The organism is Paenibacillus sp. 37, from assembly GCF_008386395.1.
Taxonomy (GTDB): Bacteria; Bacillota; Bacilli; order Paenibacillales; family Paenibacillaceae; genus Paenibacillus; species Paenibacillus amylolyticus_B.
The window spans coordinates 4,727,010-4,747,706 of the sequence record NZ_CP043761.1 but is presented as its reverse complement, the minus strand read 5'-3'; the positions used below and the strand labels follow the sequence as shown (position 1 = coordinate 4,747,706).

Annotated in this window: 19 protein-coding genes; 16 read left to right on the top strand and 3 right to left on the bottom strand. The window is 47.2% G+C overall.

Annotated elements, in window-relative coordinates; translation table 11 throughout:
* The first annotated feature begins 1 nt into the window (after window position 1).
* The 6 genes from F0220_RS20370 to spoVM all read left to right on the top strand — a co-directional run bounded on the left by F0220_RS20370 (window position 2) and on the right by spoVM (window position 5,119).
* The gene (locus tag F0220_RS20370) at window positions 2-778 is read left to right on the top strand and encodes a Stp1/IreP family PP2C-type Ser/Thr phosphatase (RefSeq protein ID WP_036614606.1); all 777 of its coding nucleotides are present in this window, start codon (window positions 2-4) and stop codon (window positions 776-778) included.
* A complete protein-coding gene (gene pknB, locus F0220_RS20365) occupies window positions 775-2,985 on the top strand; it encodes a Stk1 family PASTA domain-containing Ser/Thr kinase (RefSeq protein ID WP_105599611.1) in 2,211 nt (736 codons plus the stop codon). Before F0220_RS20370 ends, pknB begins: the two co-directional genes overlap by 4 nt.
* Before the next feature lie 61 nt (window positions 2,986-3,046).
* Window positions 3,047-3,955, top strand: coding sequence for a ribosome small subunit-dependent GTPase A (rsgA, locus tag F0220_RS20360; RefSeq protein ID WP_017687455.1), 909 nt, complete (start codon window positions 3,047-3,049; stop codon window positions 3,953-3,955).
* A gap of 1 nt (window position 3,956) precedes the next feature.
* Window positions 3,957-4,616, top strand: coding sequence for a ribulose-phosphate 3-epimerase (rpe, locus tag F0220_RS20355; protein WP_105599609.1), 660 nt, complete (start codon window positions 3,957-3,959; stop codon window positions 4,614-4,616).
* Window positions 4,617-4,619: 3 nt separating this feature from the next.
* Window positions 4,620-4,871 (top strand): hypothetical protein, encoded by a 252-nt coding sequence (locus F0220_RS20350; RefSeq protein ID WP_091014322.1) that lies wholly within the window; start codon window positions 4,620-4,622, stop codon window positions 4,869-4,871.
* Between the two features lie 167 nt (window positions 4,872-5,038).
* A complete protein-coding gene (gene spoVM / locus F0220_RS20345) occupies window positions 5,039-5,119 on the top strand; it encodes a stage V sporulation protein SpoVM (protein ID WP_019424875.1) in 81 nt (26 codons plus the stop codon).
* A 194-nt stretch (window positions 5,120-5,313) separates the two neighbouring features.
* Here the strand turns inward: spoVM and rpmB are convergent, their stop codons facing one another.
* The gene (gene rpmB / locus F0220_RS20340) at window positions 5,314-5,502 is read right to left on the bottom strand and encodes a 50S ribosomal protein L28 (protein WP_017687459.1); all 189 of its coding nucleotides are present in this window, start codon (window positions 5,500-5,502) and stop codon (window positions 5,314-5,316) included.
* Between the two features lie 400 nt (window positions 5,503-5,902).
* Here rpmB and F0220_RS32570 point away from each other — a divergent pair, with 400 nt between their 5' ends.
* The 10 genes from F0220_RS32570 to glsA all read left to right on the top strand — a co-directional run bounded on the left by F0220_RS32570 (window position 5,903) and on the right by glsA (window position 18,063).
* Complete coding sequence (locus tag F0220_RS32570) at window positions 5,903-6,076, top strand: hypothetical protein (RefSeq protein WP_188310489.1); 174 nt, start codon at window positions 5,903-5,905, stop codon at window positions 6,074-6,076.
* A gap of 62 nt (window positions 6,077-6,138) precedes the next feature.
* A complete protein-coding gene (locus F0220_RS20335; protein WP_105599607.1) occupies window positions 6,139-7,950 on the top strand; it encodes a DAK2 domain-containing protein in 1,812 nt (603 codons plus the stop codon).
* A gap of 76 nt (window positions 7,951-8,026) precedes the next feature.
* A complete protein-coding gene (locus tag F0220_RS20330; protein WP_091014328.1) occupies window positions 8,027-8,890 on the top strand; it encodes a DegV family protein in 864 nt (287 codons plus the stop codon).
* A 10-nt stretch (window positions 8,891-8,900) separates the two neighbouring features.
* Window positions 8,901-10,946 (top strand): ATP-dependent DNA helicase RecG, encoded by a 2,046-nt coding sequence (recG, locus tag F0220_RS20325; protein ID WP_105599606.1) that lies wholly within the window; start codon window positions 8,901-8,903, stop codon window positions 10,944-10,946.
* 114 nt (window positions 10,947-11,060) lie between these two features.
* Entirely contained in the window at window positions 11,061-11,348 is a 288-nt protein-coding gene (locus F0220_RS20320) for a stage VI sporulation protein F (protein ID WP_036614589.1), read from the top strand.
* Window positions 11,349-12,368: 1,020 nt separating this feature from the next.
* Entirely contained in the window at window positions 12,369-14,021 is a 1,653-nt protein-coding gene (locus F0220_RS20315) for a sensor histidine kinase (protein WP_105600007.1), read from the top strand.
* Between the two features lie 10 nt (window positions 14,022-14,031).
* Window positions 14,032-14,832, top strand: a complete 801-nt coding sequence (locus tag F0220_RS20310; protein ID WP_105599604.1) for a LytR/AlgR family response regulator transcription factor — start codon at window positions 14,032-14,034, stop codon at window positions 14,830-14,832.
* A gap of 180 nt (window positions 14,833-15,012) precedes the next feature.
* Window positions 15,013-16,248 carry an L-lactate MFS transporter gene (locus F0220_RS20305; protein ID WP_091018296.1) on the top strand — a complete coding sequence of 412 codons (1,236 nt, stop codon included), beginning with the start codon at window positions 15,013-15,015 and terminating at the stop codon, window positions 16,246-16,248.
* 246 nt (window positions 16,249-16,494) lie between these two features.
* On the top strand, window positions 16,495-16,977 hold the full coding sequence (locus F0220_RS20300) for a GNAT family N-acetyltransferase (RefSeq protein WP_091018262.1): 483 nt from the start codon (window positions 16,495-16,497) through the stop codon (window positions 16,975-16,977).
* A 144-nt stretch (window positions 16,978-17,121) separates the two neighbouring features.
* On the top strand, window positions 17,122-18,063 hold the full coding sequence (gene glsA, locus F0220_RS20295) for a glutaminase A (protein ID WP_091018260.1): 942 nt from the start codon (window positions 17,122-17,124) through the stop codon (window positions 18,061-18,063).
* Between the two features lie 215 nt (window positions 18,064-18,278).
* Here glsA and F0220_RS20290 read toward each other — a convergent pair whose 3' ends face one another.
* Both F0220_RS20290 and F0220_RS20285 read right to left on the bottom strand, forming a co-directional pair.
* Window positions 18,279-18,620, bottom strand: a complete 342-nt coding sequence (locus F0220_RS20290) for a YolD-like family protein (protein WP_105599602.1) — start codon at window positions 18,618-18,620, stop codon at window positions 18,279-18,281.
* Entirely contained in the window at window positions 18,617-19,861 is a 1,245-nt protein-coding gene (locus tag F0220_RS20285; protein WP_105599600.1) for a DNA polymerase IV, read from the bottom strand. The genes F0220_RS20290 and F0220_RS20285 overlap by 4 nt, the downstream gene beginning before the upstream one ends.
* Window positions 19,862-20,697: the final 836 nt, after the last annotated feature.

Here is a 20,697-nt window from a genome sequence, read left to right as displayed (position 1 = left end):
TTTGATCAAAACAGTTCATGTGAGCCATATCGGACGAGTGCGTTCGGTGAATGAAGATTCAGCCTGGATTCGTAATCTCGATACAGGATATATTCTGGGTATAGTTGCCGATGGCATGGGTGGACATCTTGCAGGGGATACGGCAAGCCGCTTGGCAGTAGAGACGTTGGTGAAAGATCTGGGAACACTGGAACCAGGTCTGTCACATGCGTCTCTGTCTGCGGCTCTCAGCGATGCTATTTTGCATGCCAACGAAGTTATCTTCCGCACGGCATCAACAGATGACAAGTATCACAACATGGGAACAACGGTGGTTGCGGCTTTATTGAACGATACGGAAGGTGTTATTGGACACATCGGTGATAGCAGAGCCTACAAAATTGCGAACAAAGCTGTGATTCAGCTAACCGAGGACCATACACTGGTGAATGAATTGTTCAAAAATGGTCAGATTAGCAAAGAGGATGTGTCCCATCATCCACGTCGCAACGTACTAACTCGTGCGCTTGGAACAGATGCCGAGGTGAAGGTAGATCTGGATACCGTCAAGCTGGAGGAAGGCGAAGTTCTTCTCCTGTGCAGTGATGGTCTCAGTAACCTGGTCAGCAATGAGCAGATTATTCAGGTTGCCGGCAATCTGGAACTGGCATTGGAAGATCGTGCAGACCGACTGCTTCAGTTGGCTTTACTTGCTGGGGGAGACGACAACATCACGGTTGCTTTGTTCGAGTTGCAGAGGGAAGGTTCCGTGGATACGGAAACGGGGTGTGAGTCATGATTGGGCACCAGCTAGGCGGACGCTATGAAGTGATTGAGCGTGTCGGCGGTGGCGGCATGGCTCTTGTGTACAAAGCCCAGGATCTTCTGTTGAACCGGAATGTAGCGATCAAAGTCCTTAGACAACAGTTTGTTCATGACGAAGAGTTTATTCGCCGTTTCCGCAGGGAAGCACAGTCGGCAGCATCGCTGTCTCATCCGAATGTAGTTAGCATTTATGACGTGGGGCAGGAAGATGACGTTCATTATATTGTGATGGAGTACGTGGAAGGCAAAAACCTGAATGAAATTATCAAAGAACGTGCCCCTCTGCAGGTGGACGAATCGGTGCGAATCGCTTCCCAGATTGCAGATGCTCTTGATCATGCACATCATAATCAAATCATTCATCGGGATATCAAACCCCACAATATATTAATTGGCCGGAATGGCCGCGTGAAAGTCACGGATTTCGGGATTGCCCGTGCCGTTACATCTACAACGATTACGCAGACCGGTTCCGTAGTTGGTTCTGTACATTACTTCTCACCAGAGCATGCCAAAGGCATCGTTACTGGTGAAAAATCGGACTTATATTCTCTTGGGATCGTACTTTACCAAATGCTTACCGGGCAACTTCCGTTTCTGGGTGAAAGTCCTATCAGTGTGGCATTGAAGCATTTGCAGGAAGAGTTCGATGAACCACGCAAATTCAATCCATTGATTCCGCAAAGTGTGGAAAATGTCATCTTAAAATCCATGCGTAAGAATCCGCAGGAACGTTATCAGTCGGCCAAGGAAATGCAGACCGATCTTGAAACTTGCCTGATGCCGGAGAGACGTAATGAAACGAAGATTGATTTTCCGGATGAGGATGATATAGACCAAACTCGTGTGATGCCAGCCATCAAGCCTGAACCGCGCGGAGTTACATCGACAGGTGCGGTGCCAGTGATGGAGTCTGACGAAGAAACTGGCAGGGGTAAAGCGAAAGCTAAGAACTGGAAAAAACCAGCACTACTCATTTCATTAACCGTTCTTATTCTAATCGCCATGGTGGGCGTTGTATGGTATGTCAAGGGTATGCTGGTTGTACCTGAAGTTACCGTGCCTAACGTGATCACCCAGACGGAAGAAAAGGCTCGCGAAATGCTTGAGGAGAAAGGACTCGTCGTCAGTGATGAGGTCATCCGTCTCTATCAGGAAGGGGTCGAACCTGGTATTGTCTTTGACCAGAGCAGAAAAGAAGGCGATGTCGTCAAAGAAGGTTCTGAGGTCCAGATCAGTGTAGGTGCAGAAAAAGAACTGGTGAAGATGATTGATGTCAAACAGGGGACTTATGATGAGGCTGTCAAGAAGCTGACTGCGCTTGGCATCAAGGAAGATCAGATTCAGCGGAAAGATGACTTCTCCAATGATGTGACTTCAGGTTCTGTTATTTCCCAGACACCGGGTGTGAATGAGGAATTTGATCCTGCTTTAGTTCAGATTGAGTTAATCGTAAGTAAAGGTACTGAGACGGTCAAAATGCCTGACCTGAAGAACCTTACCCGCAGTGAAGCCGAAGAAAAACTGAAATCTGCTGGACTTGTGCTTGCTCAGGTGCAGGAAGAATCAAGTTATACGGTGGACCAGGGGAAAGTGACGCAGCAGTGGCCTGTGGAAGCGGGCACAGAGGTCAGTCCTGGCGATAAGATTACAATCTTTATCAGTACAGGGTATCCGCCCGAAGCGCTGGAATATCCTTTTAATATCAATGTTTCACCCAAAGAAGAGGGCAAAAACAGTAAAATCCGTATCACATATGAAGACGCACGCGGCAAGAATCAGGAATGGGGAACACGCACCGTGAACTCAACCCAGACCTTGACCATTCCGCTTGTGCTGGCTCCAAATGAAAATGGGGCTGTGTCCGTATATCGTGATGGGCAGTTCCTGGATACGTATCTTGTCTCTTACAGTGAAGCCAAAAACGGAACAGTAAACGTACCTTCCATTGACCCGGAACAAAGCACTGAGACGCCGCCAGAAAATGAGCCTGATCCAGGTGAAGGTAGCGTTGATGAAGGCAGTGTTGATCCCAATCAGGAAGGTGAACCTGAGTCCACACCGGCAGACGGTGAGGGTGACAGCGTAGATGAGGACACTTCTGCCATGAATAATGGTAAGGGGCACGGCAAGGAAAAAGAGAAGAAAAAGGAAGTCATTAACGCATCAAGCCGTCCATAAGGGCGGCTTATGCTGGCGTCTGGAGTAAATGTACCACCATCTAAAGGAGGGCGTCGGAGCTATGCCAGAAGGTATCATCGTTAAAGCGCTAAGCGGTTACTATTATGTCATGCCAGTGGAAGACAACGGGGTTCCTTCGGTTGAAGGTTCCGCCGTTCAATGTCGAGCCAGAGGTATCTTCAGAAAGCGGGGAACTTCACCGCTTGTAGGTGACCGCGTCAGCTACATGTTGACTGAGAACGGAGAAGGAACAGTTGATGAAATTCGGAAGCGTGAAACGGAACTTATCCGCCCTCCTGTAGCCAATGTAAGTTTGGCTGTTCTCGTATTCTCTGTGAAGGAACCGGATATGAACCTGAACCTGTTGGACAAGTTCCTTGTTCACATCGAGCAGGCGGGGCTGGATGCACTCATAGTGTTGACCAAACTGGATTTGGCTGATCCAGCCAAAGACACTGTTGCTGAAGTGAAAGCATTGTATGAACAGGTTGGTTATGAAGTGATCTCCACAAGTTCACGTACCGGTGAAGGCAGTGAATTGCTCAGAGACCGTCTGGCTGGTAAGATCAGCGTATTCTCCGGACAATCCGGTGTAGGCAAGTCTTCAATGTTAAATGCATTGATGCCGGGCCTGACGCTGGAGACCAATGCGATCAGCATGCGTCTAGGACGAGGGAAACACACCACCAGGCATGTGGAGCTTATTCCGTTGGATAATGGTGGATTTGTTGCAGATACGCCAGGATTCAGCCAACTGGACTTTCTGGAGATCGGTGTGGAGGAACTCTCCACGTGTTTCCGGGAATTCGCCCAGTTTGCAGATCAATGCAAATTCCGAGGTTGTACTCATACACATGAACCAGGCTGTCGTGTGCTTGCGGCCAAGGAGGAAGGTCTGATCTCCGAAAGCCGATATCAGCACTATGTGCTGTTCCTGACCGAAATGAAAGATAAGAAGCGGAGGTATTAACATGATTAAAATTGCCCCATCGATATTATCAGCTGATTTTGCCCGCCTTGGTGCGGAAGTTGCAGAAGCTCAAGCTGCAGGAGGAGACTGGATTCATGTTGACGTTATGGACGGTCATTTCGTCCCTAATATTACGCTTGGACCTGCGATTGTGAAGGCAATCGCTCCACATACAAGCTTGCCGCTCGATGTGCATTTGATGATTGAGAATCCGGAGCGTTATGTTGAGGAATTTGCCAAAGCGGGTGCAGCGGTAATTACCGTTCATGCTGAGGCTTGTGTGCATTTGCACCGCGTTATTCATCTGATTAAGGAGCAAGGAGTGAAGGCAGGAGTTGCCCTAAATCCGGGAACGCCAGCGTCTGCCATTCTCGAAGTTCTGGATGATGTGGACATGGTTCTTGTCATGACGGTCAATCCTGGATTTGGCGGACAGGCATTTATCTCGGGTACCATGAACAAAATCAAGCAGATTCGTACCTGGTTGAACGAAAAGGGACGCCATGATGTACATATCGAAGTAGATGGCGGAATTGCTGCCGATACAGCCTCGCTTGTGGTGGAAGCTGGAGCAGATGTGCTCGTTGCCGGGAGTGCCGTATTTGGCCGTGAGGATCGCGCTGCCGCGATTACTGAAATTCGCCGTAGCTACGGAGGCTGATCCATGACCCTCAAGGAGACACTGTGGACGATGGCTGCGAGTCTCGTGACGGGACTTGTGCTTGCTTTGTTTGCGGTTATTCAATCCCCGTTTAATGCTATTACGTCATTAATCGGGGTAGGCGTTGTTATTATGTATTTCCGCAAATTTGATCGTACCGGGCATCGGGTTACTTTTGTCATATTCAGCATACTGTATTATGTACTGAGTGTTTTCATGATCGCTGTCTATCAATATATTCCTGCCCAAACGTAAATGACCTGATCTTCGGGCTTGTCATTGTGGAATAGGGATCGAAGGTTCCGCATAAATATGGTTACATGAGCAGGTTTCTCATGTAGCCTTTTTTGTCGTGTTTGAGGTAAAGAAGGCCTGAAGCATAGGATACGGCGGACGCATGAGCATGATGGGGAGGGTGAATTATGAAATTTTACACATTCAAACTGCCGAAGTTTTTGGGAGGGTTTGTAAAGGCGATTCTTAATACGTTTCAAAAGAACTAATCCGATTGATAAGGTAATAGGGAATACCGCCGCCTTGGCTCAGTCTTATCTGGAATTCGTACCTGCGAAGCGTCATGCGGCGGCTATTCACATGTTAATGAGCGTATTCAAGATTCCCTTTTTTGAATACCAAAAAAGCACCTGCAAGGAACAAGGTGCTTTTTGCTTACCCGATTTATAGTAGCTTTGCGTGATTATACGCGAGTCACTTTACCGGCTTTCAGTGCACGGGTGCTTACGTATACACGTTTTGGTTTGCCGTCAACGAGAATGCGGACCTTCTGAACGTTTACGCCCCAAGTACGACGGTTACGGTTGTTAGCGTGGGATACGTGGTTACCGGTGCCCGGTTTCTTACCTGTCACATAACATTTGCGAGACATAGATTACACCTCCTATCCTAAAATAACCAGTTGCCTTCAGAAACGAAAAGTCATTCCATAAGGACTAAATTGTTCTTCCTGATCATAAAGATCAGGTTTCAGTAGCTAATGGCGTTGTTTAAGCCGGCATAACCGGATCATTTCCATTACTTAACCTGCATAAAACAATACTTGAATATAATATCATAATTAAAAAAGCTTCGTCAACTGATCCAAAAACTTTATTTATTTCTCCTGTCTAATATAGTACAATGTTGAGTAGTCCATAATACAGTGGTGAACAGGCTGTTGCCGCGAGGAAGTCGGAGAATAAACCGTACTTAGAGGTCGGTGGTCTGCTTTTTGGCAACGCTGTGAGCTGCGGCATTCCATCATTGGCACCAGTCTCCATGCGGCATTCATGTCGGCTCTTGATACCGGTGCATATCCGTATGCCCCGAAGTTAGGGGTGCAGAGAGTGCAGGATATTGGTAGCCCGGCCGCCCAGACCGTTAATCCGGCTGACATGTTGTATTGTATGCCTGTGCCGGACAAGGTATGGACGAAGAATAACGCAGTCCGCGTTAGCGCATGAACAGACCAGACACATCTTGGTGCAAGGTGTTCGTGTATCAAGCTAGGAAGGGGAATTCTCACTTGAGTATACGTTCTTTAAATGGAACAGATTTCACCGCAATGGTACTTGCCGGAGCGGAACAACTTGGACAGCATGCAGAGCACGTCAATTCCCTGAATGTTTTCCCTGTGCCGGATGGTGACACGGGAACGAACATGAATTTGACAATGAGTGCAGGAGTTGCAGAGATTAAAAGAAAAAGTTCTGCCTCCATCGGCGAAGCTGCCGGTATTCTATCGAAAGGCCTGCTTATGGGCGCACGGGGGAATTCAGGAGTTATTCTGTCGCAATTGTTCCGTGGTTTTAGTCGTTCAGCTGCTCCCTATGAGGAACTGAATACGCTCCAATTTGCAGCAGCCCTGCAGAACGGTGTTGACGCAGCTTACAAAGCAGTCGTAAAGCCCGTTGAAGGGACCATTCTTACCGTAGCCAAGGAAGCGGCGAAACATGCCAACTACTATGCAAGACGGACGAATGATATTACTGAATTAATGAATGAAGTTTTGTTAAAAGCAAAAGAAGCACTGGCAATGACTCCGGAATTACTGCCTGTACTGAAACAGGTTGGTGTTGTGGATTCAGGTGGTCAGGGGCTTGTATATATCTACGAGGGCTTTATGGAAGTATTGCTGCAAGGTGACGGAGGGAGTCGTACTTCACTGAACAAAGAAGTAACCCCATCCGTGGCAGCATCTGCTTTGAAACCGGCTGCACCGACAGAAGTGGATATCAAGAAGCCTGCACAGCAGCAGGTGATTGCACCGGAGATGCCATTGTCTGCTCAGGCGAGACTGGAAACGGAAGACATTGAATTCCTGTATGATATGGAATTCTTCATTAATCGTGAGCTTGGAGAGAACGCAGGAGTGGCATTTGATGACGAAGCATTCCGGAAAGCGTTGTCAGTTAATGGGGATTCGATCATTATCATTGCCGACGATGAAGTCATCAAAGTTCATGTCCATTCCAAGACACCAGGCGATGTATTAAACCTGGCGCTGCATTATGGTGAGATTACACAGATTCATATTCTCAATATGCGTGAACAGCATCGGGATCTCCTGACAGCAGGCATGGACATTGCTCCATCACCTGAATTGTTTGCAGAGATTCCACCTGAGGCAGCGCGCAGTATGGAAGAGGCTGTGCTTCCTGCAGATGAGATGGCACCGTATGGTTTTATTGCGGTATCCTCCGGTGACGGTATTGCAGAGATTTTCCAAAGTCTTGGCGTTGATGTTGTTCTGTCTGGTGGACAGACGATGAATCCGAGTACTGAGGATTTTGTAAAAGCCGTTCGTTCCATTGCTGCGGAGCAGGTATTTATACTCCCGAATAACTCGAATATTGTACTGGCTGCGGAGCAGGCTCGTGAACTGCTTGAAGATGAGCGCCGGATTACGGTTATTCCAAGCAAGACCATTCCACAGGGGATGGCTGCTGCCTTTGCTTTCCAGGAAGATGAGTCTGCGGAAACAAACCGTGATCAAATGTTGGAGGCCATCAGCCGGGTACAGTCCGGTCAAGTGACTCATGCGGTTCGTGATACGCAATATGATGAATTAGATATTAAGGCGGGGCACTATATCGGTATTCATAACTCCAAAATTGTAGCGACGGATGAAACCATGCTTCAAGCATGTGAAGGTCTGCTCAAACAGATGATGGAGAGTGGAGATGAAGTGGTGACGATCCTTGAAGGGGACGAAGCGGACCCTGAGGTTACTGCTGCCCTCGCTGCATGGCTTGAAGAACAGTATCCTGATGCTGAGGTAGAGGTACATCGTGGAGGACAGCCTGTGTATTATTATTTGTTCTCCGTAGAGTCCTAATAAAGGTTGTTCAAAACGTCTCTTGTTGAGTTTTTGAACAGGTACCAATAGCACTCTGGCGAAGAGGAGGAGAGTCATGAGCCACAAGGTTACGATAGTAACAGACAGTACGGCAGATATTCCCGAAGAACTCATTCGCAAATACGGGATTCATATTGTTCCGCTACGTGTTCTGTTCGGTGAAGAGACCTATGCAGATGGCGTTGATCTGACTTCGGAACAGTTCTACGAAAAGTTGAAGAAGGGTTCTGTGTTGCCTACAACTTCACAGCCATCTCCAACCGATTTCATGAATGTGTACCAATCACTTCTTGATGAGAACCCGGAACGCCCGATTGTATCGATCCACCTGTCATCCGGCATGAGTGGTACCTACCAATCGGCCATGCTTGGCAAGTCTTTGCTGGAGCGTGAGGGTGACATCACCGTGCTGGATTCGAAGTCAGCTTCGTATGGATACGGTCTAATGGTGGTACAGGCTGCTGAACTTGCCGAACAGGGCAAGTCGGCAGTCGAAATCGCTGCTGCTATTGAAGGGATGCAACAATCTCGCAAGTTGTTCTTTCTTGTAGATACTTTGGAGTATCTGCAAAAGGGCGGTCGGATTGGCAAAGCTTCAGCCATCTTGGGAACGTTGCTTAACATTAAGCCGATCCTGTCTATTGATGAAGAAGGCGTTATCTACGCAGTTGAGAAAGTCAGAGGTCATAAAAAAGCAATGGCACGCATTATTGAGCTGTTCCAGAAGGATCTTGCAGGCAAACGGGTTAATTTGGCGGTAGGTCATACCGCTGACCCGGGATCAGCGATCGCTTGTGCAGAACAGCTACGGGGTCATTTTACACTGAATGAAGTGATCTATACCAATATTGGAGCCGTAATAGGCAGTCATGTTGGACCTGGTGTCATTGCGATCTTTATGTGGCCTGTTCCGGAATGAGGGATTAGACATGAAATTGGAAGAAATATCAGTTAAGCAAATTAACGGCGTGAGTGCTCTCAAAGAGGGAGAGCTTCACGCCTTTGGCATCTCTACTGTTAAAGACCTGCTTGAATATTATCCGTTCCGTTATGAGGATTATCGTCTTCGTTCGCTCAGTGAAGTGAAGGATGGGGACAAGATTACGGTCCAGGGACAGGTAATGGGTATTCCTGTATTACAACGATACGGTAAAAAGTCCCGTCTTACCTGTAAGATCATGACGGAAGAGTGGATGATTACAGCCACCTGGTTCAATCGCCATTTTCTCAAAGAACAACTTACCCCCAATCGTGAGATTGTGATTACGGGAAAATGGGAACAAAAACGCATGCAGATGACAGTGACTGACTCGGAGTTCCCTGATAAAGGCGATGGGCGTTCAGGTACATTGCAACCTGTATATTCTGTAACTGGCAAGCTGACGCAACAATGGATGCGGAAAACAATCAATCAAGGGTTAATCCAATTCGGAGATATGATTCCTGAGATTCTGCCTCATTCCTTGATGAAGAAATACAGCTTGATGCCACGTAAGCAGGCGATTGCGGGGATTCATCGTCCACAGGACAACCGGGAAGGTCAGCAGGCCAGACAGCGGATGGTGTATGAGGAGCTGTTTCTGTTCCAGTTGAAAATGCAGGCGTATCGCGCGCTCAACCGGAATCGTATGGATGGTGTAGTGCATACCACGGACAATACGACGATTCGTGAGTTTGTACGCAGTTTACCTTTTGAATTAACAGATGCTCAGAAAAAGGTGGAGCTTGAAATTCTGCATGATATGCGTTCGCCCTATGCAATGAATCGGTTATTGCAGGGTGATGTAGGATCGGGTAAAACGGTTATTGCGGCAATTGCACTATACACGACTGTTCGATCTGGGTTCCAAGGGGCTCTGATGGTGCCTACTGAGATTCTGGCGGAACAGCATATGCGCTCACTGCAAAAGCTGTTTGAACCGTTTGGGGTAACCGTAGGGCTGTTAACGGGCAGTGTAAATGGACGCAAACGTAAAGATCTGATCGCCTCGTTGCAAATGGGCATGATTGATATTGTGGTGGGTACACACGCCCTGATTCAGGAAGATGTTTTCTTCCGTGATCTGGGCCTTGTGGTGACGGACGAGCAGCATCGCTTCGGGGTGAATCAGCGCAGCGTTTTAAGACGTAAAGGATATAACCCGGATGTGTTAACCATGACGGCTACGCCAATTCCACGGACACTGGCGATTACGGCTTTTGGGGATATTGAAGTATCCACGATCTCGGAACGTCCGAAAGGACGGATTCCGATCTCTACGTATTGGGTTAAGCACGATATGATGGAGCGGGTGCTCGGGTTTATTTCCAGAGAAGTGGATCAGGGGCGTCAGGCCTATCTGATCTGTCCACTCATTGAAGAGTCGGAGAAGCTGGATGTGCAGAATGCCATTGATTTGCATGTGCAGATGCAGCAGAACTTTCCAAAATATCGTGTAGGTCTGTTGCATGGCCGAATGACGGCTGCGGAGAAAGAAGAGATGATGCGGGACTTTTATAGCAATGATATTCAGTTGCTCGTCTCCACCACCGTTGTGGAGGTCGGGGTCGATGTGCCAAATGCCACGTTGATGGTCATTATGGACGCGGACCGCTTCGGTCTCTCCCAGCTGCATCAGCTTCGTGGTCGGGTCGGTCGTGGTGCGCATGCTTCCTATTGTGTACTCATTGCTGATCCCAAGACGGAGGTTGGACAGGAGCGCATGAAGGTCATGACGGAAACGGAGGATGGATTCGAGGTATCCCGGCGTGACCTGGATCTCCGGGGTCCGGGTGATTTCTTCGGTACCAAACAGAGCGGATTGCCTGAATTCCGTCTTGCCGACATGGTTGCCGATTTTGCTGTGCTGGAACAAGCCAGAGATGACGTAACCCACTTGATTGAGGATGCGACCTTCTGGACGTCTATGGACTACGCACCTTTGCGTGATTTCCTACAGCAACAGCAAGTATTCAAGGGTGATCTGATTGACTAATGTTTGCCATAATAGCGGGTTTTTCGTATTACCTTTGTAAAAAAAGACAAGTGTACAAGCCCTCCCGACATATGAATAAGAAGTGAGTTCATTCTTTGGGAGGTGCTATACGTTTTGGGTTATCAACAATATGGAATTAGTCCGCAGCTGGTGGAGCGGATCAAATTAAAGATGAAAAATCCCGCTGTCAAAGAGCGTATCAAAAAGTTGATTGATGGCGTGACCAAGTCTGATCTGCAAGATAAGGCCAAGGTCAGAAGGTTGGTCAAGTCTTCAGCTGTCATTATGAATGAGAATTTCTCTCCGGCGCAGGAGGAGCAGTTTGTTGCGTTTGTACTCGCGCAGAAGATTGATCCAAACAATACGTTTCATTTGATTAAGCTGTGGGGGATGTTTAGGTAGGGATTCGATGTAATGTTGGTTGGAGTAAAATGAACTACAGGGTGTTACACGTGACCACTACGAGTGCAGTACCATCTTCCGATCGCTGTTATCCCCGGATTTTTTTGATTCCCTTTTCTAAAGGGTAAAATCCGGGGATAAAGGCGCACGCTTCGCTTCTTCAGATTGGTTCTGCACTCTCCGTTACTGTGTAGCTGGAGTTCATTTTATAAAACCAAATTACATGAATGATTGTTTGGTAATTTAGGAAGGGGTGTTCCATTAAGTCATCTGACTAATGGAACACCCCTTTTTTGAGCTCACGATGATGGAGGTTTTAGTTGGGCTTCAAATGGAATGATTATGTAGTTTTATTTGCTGCCCTCTTACTTTGATCAGGAGAAGAGCTGATGATGATTAAAGTTATGATTAAAACTACAATGATAATGCTATTGGAAGGGAATTCTTTTAGAATGTAGTCCTGTACAATTAAAGTCAGGATTGAGATAAATAAAATCATTTGCAGGACAAGTCTTGTTGAGCGATCAGGATTGTTGGATCGTCTGGAGACACAATATAGGGTAAGACATATTAGGCTAAAAAGCAGAAATGAACCTAGGAGTATAATGGCAAGCATGCATGAACCCCTTTCTGTATTAATTCTCACTTAATAATTGGAATAACATGACAACTAATTATAACATAGTTTTTTTTGGAGTCGGATATTTCATAGAAGTTAAGGGATGAACTATAGTGTGAATGGTGTAACATAGTTGATGTATTTTCACAGGATGGACTTTGCTTTCCTCCGGGGGGAGCGGTAAACTGTTGCATACGAGCATACGAGCATACGAGCATACGAGCATACGAGCATACGAGCATACGAGCATACGAGCATACGAGCATACGAGCATACGAGCATACGAGCATACGAGCAGCAGCGATCAATGTCCTAGATTTTATGTCAAAAAGGCGTGGCTGTGTCGGTATGCATTTTATTTTCAGACAGATGTGGAGGAAGTACGATTGGAAATGTTTACGATGCTGCTGGGTTTATTTGAACGGGCGGCGCTGTTGATTATATTTTTATTCTTTCTGTCGAGGGTGCCGAGATTTAGGCAGATTCTGCAAAAGGGGAAATTAAGGTGGCAAGAGTCTATTGCAGTTACCTTGTTATTCTGTGCTTTTGCCATTTTTGGGACATATACGGGCATTAATGTTGAAGGTTCACTGGTGAATGTCCGCATTATAGCGGTGCTATCGGGTGGTATTTTGTTCGGGGCGCCTGTGGGTATTATTACGGGGATTGTGTCCGGTGTGCATCGGTATTTGATCGATATGGATGGTGTCACAGCTATACCTTGTCTAATCACGAGTATCCTGGCGGGTCTGGTATCCGGATATATACATAAGTACACGCCCAAGCCTAAGCGATGGATCATCGGTATTGGTGCCGGAATGATCTGCGAAGCGCTCACGATGTTACTAATCCTGCTATTTTCCTATCCCGATCCACTGGGTGCCGATATTGTCTCGCAAATTGCGCTGCCTATGATTCTGGGTGAAGTCAACATTGGGCTGATTGTGCTCTTGGTACAGAGTGTCGAAGGGGAAAAGGAAATGATTGCAGCTCGTCAGGCGAAGCTGGCGCTGGAGATTGCCAACAAGACCTTGCCGTACTTCCGTTCCATTGACGAGGATTCTCTGCGCAAAATCTGCCGGATTATTCAGGAGGATATTCAGGCTGATGCCGTTGCGATTACGGATACCCGAAATGTGCTAGCATATGTAGGATTTGGTGAGGAACGATATCATATTGGTAATGAAATTATAAGTGAGATGACCAAGAAGACAATATCCAGCGGGGAGATTACGATCAGTAATGATGTCATTGATGAAAAAACACCGGATATCCACTCGCTGTTAATCATTCCGCTCAAAGAACGAGGAGACATTACAGGTGCGCTCAAAATCTATTATCGCAAAGCGTACAAAATTACGTATCCATTACAAACGATGGCTGTAGGTTTATCACAGATCATCTCAACCCAGATGGAAGTATCTCGGGTAGAAGAGATCAAGGCTGCTGCCAACAAAGCAGAACTGCGTGCGTTACAGACAACTATTCATCCTCATTTTCTGTTTAATGCGCTAAATGCGATTGCTTCGTCCATCCGAACCAAACCGGATCGTGCCCGGGAGCTGATTGTGAATCTATCCGGGTACATGCGTTACAATCTGGAGCTGTCGGATGAGTTGATCGATATTCATAAGGAACTGGAGCAGGTCCGGAATTATGTAGAGATTGAGAAAGCTCGCTTTGGTAGCCGACTTAATGTGATCTATGACATTGATGAAGTCGCGGTGCATATTCCGAGTCTTGTTATCCAACCGCTCGTCGAAAATGCAATTATTCATGGCATTCTCAAGGTCAAAGGACCCGGGACTGTTCGAATTCGGGTTCAGGATTATCCGGAGTTTGTGCGAATCAGCGTCAGCGATACAGGAGCAGGAATCAATGCAGATATTATTGAACGGGTCTATCACGACCGTATGCCTGGTAACCAGATCGGGCTATATAATGTGCATCGCCGGGTCAAGCTTATCTACGGACAAGGTGTAACCATTACACGGCTGGAACAAGGAACCAATATTTTATTTGATGTGCCCAAAGGAGATGTCGTAACAAGGTGATGATGGATCAATGAGAGCTCTTATTGTGGAAGACGAGATTCTGGCAAGTGAGGAACTGAATTATTTAATCCAGGAACATAGTCAGATTGAAGTGGTGGATCGCCTTGAAGATGGGCTGGATGTACTGAAGTTTTTGCAGGAACAAGAAGTAGATGTTATTTTTCTCGATATCAATATTCCCTCGCTGGACGGTATGATGCTGGCCCATCATATTGGGAAATTTGCAACGAAACCCTACATTGTATTTACTACGGCGTATAAGGAACATGCAGCGGAAGCCTTTGAGTTGGAGGCGTTCGATTATATTCTCAAGCCTTATGATGAGAAACGAATCGCTGCGATGCTCCATAAACTGGAGATGGCTTTCAAGCGTGATCATACGCCGGTGGAGCAACATGTTGAGGATGGACCAGCTACTCTGGTGGAGGGATCTGCTGCACAGGGAGATCTGTTACGAGAACGAGATACGAATTCCCATACAGACAGAAGAATTAATCTGCTGCGGAATGACAATATTATTGTTACGGATACGGCAGATATCTACTATGCGGAAGCGCAAGAGAAAGTGACGAAGGTATATACCAAAAATGGGGAGTTCACCATGCCAGTGAGCATATCGGATTTTCACAGCCGTCTGCCACAGGATACGTTCTTTCGCTGCCACCGTTCGTACGTCGTAAATCTGTCGCAAATCCGTGAAATTGTACCTTGGTTTAACAATACGTATCTGCTCCGTCTGCGCGATTTGGAAGCTGAAGTGCCCGTGAGTCGTGGGAAGGTCAAAGAATTCAGGCAACTCATGCGCATCTAGAAGCATTTCATTCCGCATCTGATGCAACTCATGCTCAAAACGGTGTGATGAATCCCCTTTCATGTATGATTAGCTTGTGAACGCATTCATGTATATGACATCGGCAAAGGGGAGATCACGATGAAAGCAACAATTTCATCCGTTTCATCAACACCTGAATCAACATCTGCACCTACAAAAATGAATCGCTGGCTTATTGTTTTGGGGACCATCATTGTACAAATGGGTCTTGGAACTATCTATACTTGGAGTTTATTTAATCAACCGTTGTCTGATCGTTTCGGATGGGACGTCAGCTCGGTCGCGATAACTTTTTCAATTACCAGTTTTGCTTTGGCGTTTGCCACATTGTTTGCAGGCCGGTTGCAGGAACGTTGGGGTCTTCAGCGCCTGATCCGTGTAGCCGGGGTTGTGCTTGGACTGGGTCTTATTCTGAGTTCCCAAGTCACCTCGCTAACATTGCTGTACATTTTGGCTGGATTTGTCGTTGGTTTTGCAGATGGTACGGCGTACATTACATCGTTGTCTAATCTGATCAAGTGGTTCCCGGAGCGTAAAGGTCTGATCTCGGGGATCTCGGTCGGCGCATTCGGTACCGGTAGTTTATTGTTCAAATATGTGAACACGGCATTGATTGGTGCCGTTGGTCCTGCTCAGGCATTTATGTACTGGGGCATTATCGTTCTGGTTCTGGTGGTTGCGGGATCATTCCTGATCCGTGAAGCGGTTGTTCGTGAACAGGCTCCGGCAAGCAAGGAAGGATCCAAACAAGTCGTAGCACGTCATGACTACACGGTGAAAGAGATGCTACGTACAAAAGAAGCGTACATGCTGTTTGTTATTTTCTTCACGGCTTGTATGAGCGGTTTGTATCTGATCGGTATTGTCAAAGATATCGGTGTACAGCTTGCAGGTCTTGATGTAGCTACCGCTGCGAACGCAGTGGCCATGGTTGCAATCTTTAACACGGCAGGACGTATTATTCTCGGTGCGCTGTCGGATAAAGTAGGACGAATGAAAGTCATCGCTGGTGCGCTGCTGGTTACAGCCGTAGCTGTCATGACACTTAGTCTGGTTCCACTGACCTTCGGGATCTTCTTCGCTTGTGTGGCAGCCGTTGCCTTCTGCTTCGGCGGTAACATTACGGTATTCCCGGCGATTGTGGCCGATTACTTCGGATTGAAAAATCAGAGCAAAAACTATGGTGTGATCTATCAGGGATTTGGATTTGGTGCTTTGGCTGGCTCATTCATCAGCGCCCTGCTGGGTGGATTCCATCTAACCTTCATCGTAATTGCTGTACTCTGCGCTGTCTCGCTGTTGCTCGCACTGATCATTACACCTCCGGGTCAAGGTCGTCGTGCACGTCAACGTGAAAAACAGATGAACCTTAACCCTTCATCACGGGCAAGCTAACACATGCACTGGAAGTACGGAACAGAGAATATTTCTTCATCTTAAAAAGCAAATTAAAAACAAAGTAAACAAAGCGGTCTCCAGTTGAGGCCGCTTTTTGGTATCTACAGTGGTCAGATTGCTGACTTGTTGGCCTATCTGACCATCTGGCTGGTGCCTAGTGTGCATTCCGTCATTCGCATCTGTTATACTCTAGGTGAATTCAACAAGACCAAGATAAGTTATGTACCCCAGAGGAGGCATATCATGAAGTTCATTAAATACACACAACCTGATTTTGATGATTATTATGCATTGGTTTCCAATATGGAAGTAATGAAACAGATTACAGAACGTGCAGTACCTGAGCAAGAGGCGAGAACGCAATTCGAGTCTATGCTGGAGTTTAATGAGCGTTCCACTTGTGGACATTACCGAGTATATAGTGAAGATGGTGCCGGTGTGGCGTATGCCAAATTGATTCCGGATCAGGAGGACCCGACCAAGGCTGAGATAGGTTACATGATCCTGCCTGAACATTGGGGCAAAGGTCAAGGCACATCCATAGCGTCTCGGTTGATTATTCAGGCACAAGCCGCAGGGATTGGATCCCTCTACGCAGTTATCGATCCGGGTAACGCTGCTTCCCGCCGGATCTTGACCAGACAGAACTTTGTATCCACCTGGACAGGCGATTACGAGGGTCTTCCTGGCGAGATTTTGGAGTTAAATCTTCAAATGAAGCGGTAAAGGAACTGTTCTGAGGGTAATCAGATAATACAGGGTATCTTGCATGAGATGGCTGGAACTCATTACTCGTTAATTATATGGGCGTTCACCATGCACTTTTCATGCAAGATGCTTGCTTATATAGAGATGTGGAGGAGATGACATATGAGCAATTCAACCATGGAACGTCTGAATGCATTACTGCCGGAGTGGCTGGAGACCAGTCGTTTGCACACCGGGCAAGGTAAGGTCGCTTCTTATATCCCGGAGCTTGTCAAAGCCTCTCAGGATGAGCTTGGTATACATATCATGGACGCCGAAGGGAACCATGTGTCGGCAGGGGATTGCGGTGTCCCATTTACGATGCAAAGTATCTCCAAAGTATTTACCCTTATTCTGGCCCTGATGGATCATGGGGAAGAAGCGGTTTTCTTTAATGTAGGAAAAGAACCGACAGGCGACGATTACGATTCGATGATCAAGCTTGAACTAGTCGAACCCGGAATCCCGTTTAATCCACTAATCAATGCGGGTGCGATTACGGTGTCCTCGCTTGTTGGAGGAGACTGTAAGGAAGAGAAATCACGCCGCATTCTGGAGTTTTTCCGCAAACTGGCGAATAATGATCGCCTGGGCTATAACGAAGAGGTATTCCAGTCCGAATCGGAGAGTGGTCATATGAATCGTTCACTTGGCTACTTTTTGAAGCACAACGGGGTCATTAAGGATGACGTTGAAGACGTGCTTGCCGTGTATTTCCGTCATTGCTCCATTGAAGTGACGTGTGCAGATCTGTCTCGAATGTCACTTGTTCTGGCCTATAATGGAACAGATCCAATTACGGGAGAAGAACTCATCCCTCGTCGCTATGTTCAGATTGCGAAGACCTTCATGACCACCTGTGGTATGTATAATGCATCAGGCGAATTTGCCATCGAGGTCGGTTTGCCCGCCAAAAGTGGAGTATCCGGAGGCATATTGACCCTTGTACCGGGACAATTCGGCATTGGTCTTGTTGGCCCGGCTCTGAATCGCAAAGGCAACAGTATTGCCGGCGTGCATCTGCTGGAGCGTCTGTCCAAGGAATTCGACTGGAGTTTTTTCTAAGAAGTTTTTCAGAAAAAAGAAGCTTACCCTTATATGTAGCCGATGAATCACATATCTGATATTTTGCTTCTTTAGAACGAAGTGAATGGTCAGGATATGTCTCGTCGGCTGCTTTTGGTATTCACCTGGAAGTGTAGGAAGACAGTCCTGCATGGCAACGGCTATGCTGCATCTATCATGGAATATTCACAACATCGGGGTGGGTATATCTCCCTTCATTCATCGGCTAGGGCCACATCTGTAATGAGGTTCATCTGAATATCCCGGGACCCATCTTCCATCAGTAGTCTGAGGGTACGGGCAGGACGGTCCAGCCGAAGCACCTGTCCCGTGTAACGGATATCGTCATGTTCGTGAAACAACGTAATAGTGACCCTATCTCCAAGCATCATCGAGTTGCTGAGCAAACGGGACATTTCTTCCGCGGCCTGGGCATCCAGGGATGGGCGGGTACGAGGAGCAAGTTGTTCCTGATGAAGAATGTAGGCTTCCCGGTGTTCGGGGAGCATCATGCGTGAGGACTCGAAGATACCGTTTTGCTGCAATTTTTTACTCATTTATAATGACCTCCAATTTTATGAGAACGTTCATGGGCTTGCGCGGACGAGCAGAGGGAGGATGCCCGCATAATGGCGGTATCTCCGTACCTGCGCTTGATATCATCCGTGGCACGTTCCAATTCTCTTTTACGTTCGCGGTCATCAAACCAGGACAGCTGCACTTCAGAATCGGTTACAAGTCCGGTCAATGACACGCTGATGCGGCGGATGGGTAATCCGTCCCAATGGCGCAGAAACAGAGCTGCTGCCGCATCGTATACTTCATCCGTAATGTTGGTGGGTTCATTCACCTTCATCTGGCGGGAGAAACCGGTTGGACGATCATAATCCTGTCCGCGACATCCAACCGAGACCACATGGCCCATGAGTGATTTGTCCCGGGAACGTCGACTGACGAGTTCCGCCAGTTCAAGTAGTACCACCTTGATATCTTCCCAGGAGTCATAGTCCCGGGGCAGCGTCATCTGATGTCCGATTCCCTGCTGCTGATGAGCATATGTCCCGGGTTTGACCGGGGAATCATCAATACCGCGGGCGATACGCCACAATACCTCGCCATTCACACCCCAACGTTCTCTCAGCCGGGACAGTGGAGTCTGGGCCAGATCACCGATCGTATGGACCCCCATCTTATAGAGATGCTGCGCCATGCGGGAACCGACCATGAACATGTCTCGCACAGGTTTTTTCCAGATGGTTGAAGGCAGATCTTTGCGAGGTAGCGTGCAGATGCCTCCCGGGACTTTCTTGGCATACAGATCACAGGCCATCTTGCTAACGACCTTGGTATCACTGATGCCGATCCGAATGTATACACCCGTCTCATCCATCACCCTGGATTGAATGCTGCGGGCAATCGTCTCGGGACTACCGAACAGATCCAGGCTTCCGGTGACATCGAGAAACTGTTCGTCAATACTATAGGGTTCCACCAGATCGGTGTAAGACTGAAGGATACGCGTAATATGAAGGGACACCCGAATGTACTCGGCCATCCGCGGGCGAACAACAACAACATCCGGACATTTGGCGAGCGCTTCGCCCAATCGTTCTGCTGTTGTAATTCCATAGGACTTGGCGAGTGGACAAGCCGCAAGAATAATACCCGAACGGCGCGCCGGATCTCCCGCAACAACGAGGGGGCGGTCCTTGTATTCGGGATGTGCAGACTTCTCCACGCTGGCATAGAATGACTGGCAGTCGGCCAGCATGATGACACGTCTGTCTTGGCGGGGCATAAGACTTCTCTCCTTATCCGTGATGCTGTACTCTACTTTAAAGTGTCGATTATCTTCATTTGAATATCTATAATTAACAGTTTATTTACAGTATGGAACAAGTGTTCTTGTTTTATAAGCATATCCGACAATTCGAAATGCGGCAACCGGAATTATTTTGCAAATTGGACACAATTGCCCTAAGGCCATATTAGAGTCAGAAATTAGGAAATAAGATGTGCTTTTTTACATTTAATGTGAGAGATCCGTGACTTGAGGGTGATGACCGGGCGTTCATTTCGCTTTTTGTAAAAGGGTTATAAATGGGTACAGTCCTATAGAGGGGGACTGATGTCCTTTTTTGATTTTCTGCACTTTTCAGAAAACCTTGATGTGACGCGGAATATCGCTGATGCGTTATCGGACTATAGTATCAATTTTGTAATCTTTATGGTTAATACTGTAAAAAGGTCCGCAACTTTAAAATATAACTCGCGTTTAATGGGGTATGTGTTCAAACGGCAAACGTTGCCTGTTCCCGCGTTGCACATAACAATAAAGGTTCCAGAAGTGCAAGATCAGCAGGGCATCTAATCCATGCGATTCCAGCAAATATTAGTGTTTGGTAATCAGATGTATCCTGGAGGCTTTCGGATGCTAGTTGATGGCGCTTTTTACGAATTATGGGCAGAATGTTCCATTTCATGTTTGCTTCCATCAGCCTAGTTACAAATGCAGAGTCTTAGCGCTATAGTGAGAACTACACCGCTGACATCTCTACCAAGCGGACATCCGAAGCGGATTGATTCGTAAACTTCATGTTGGACCATTCGATGTTGAAGCAGGATGCATATTAG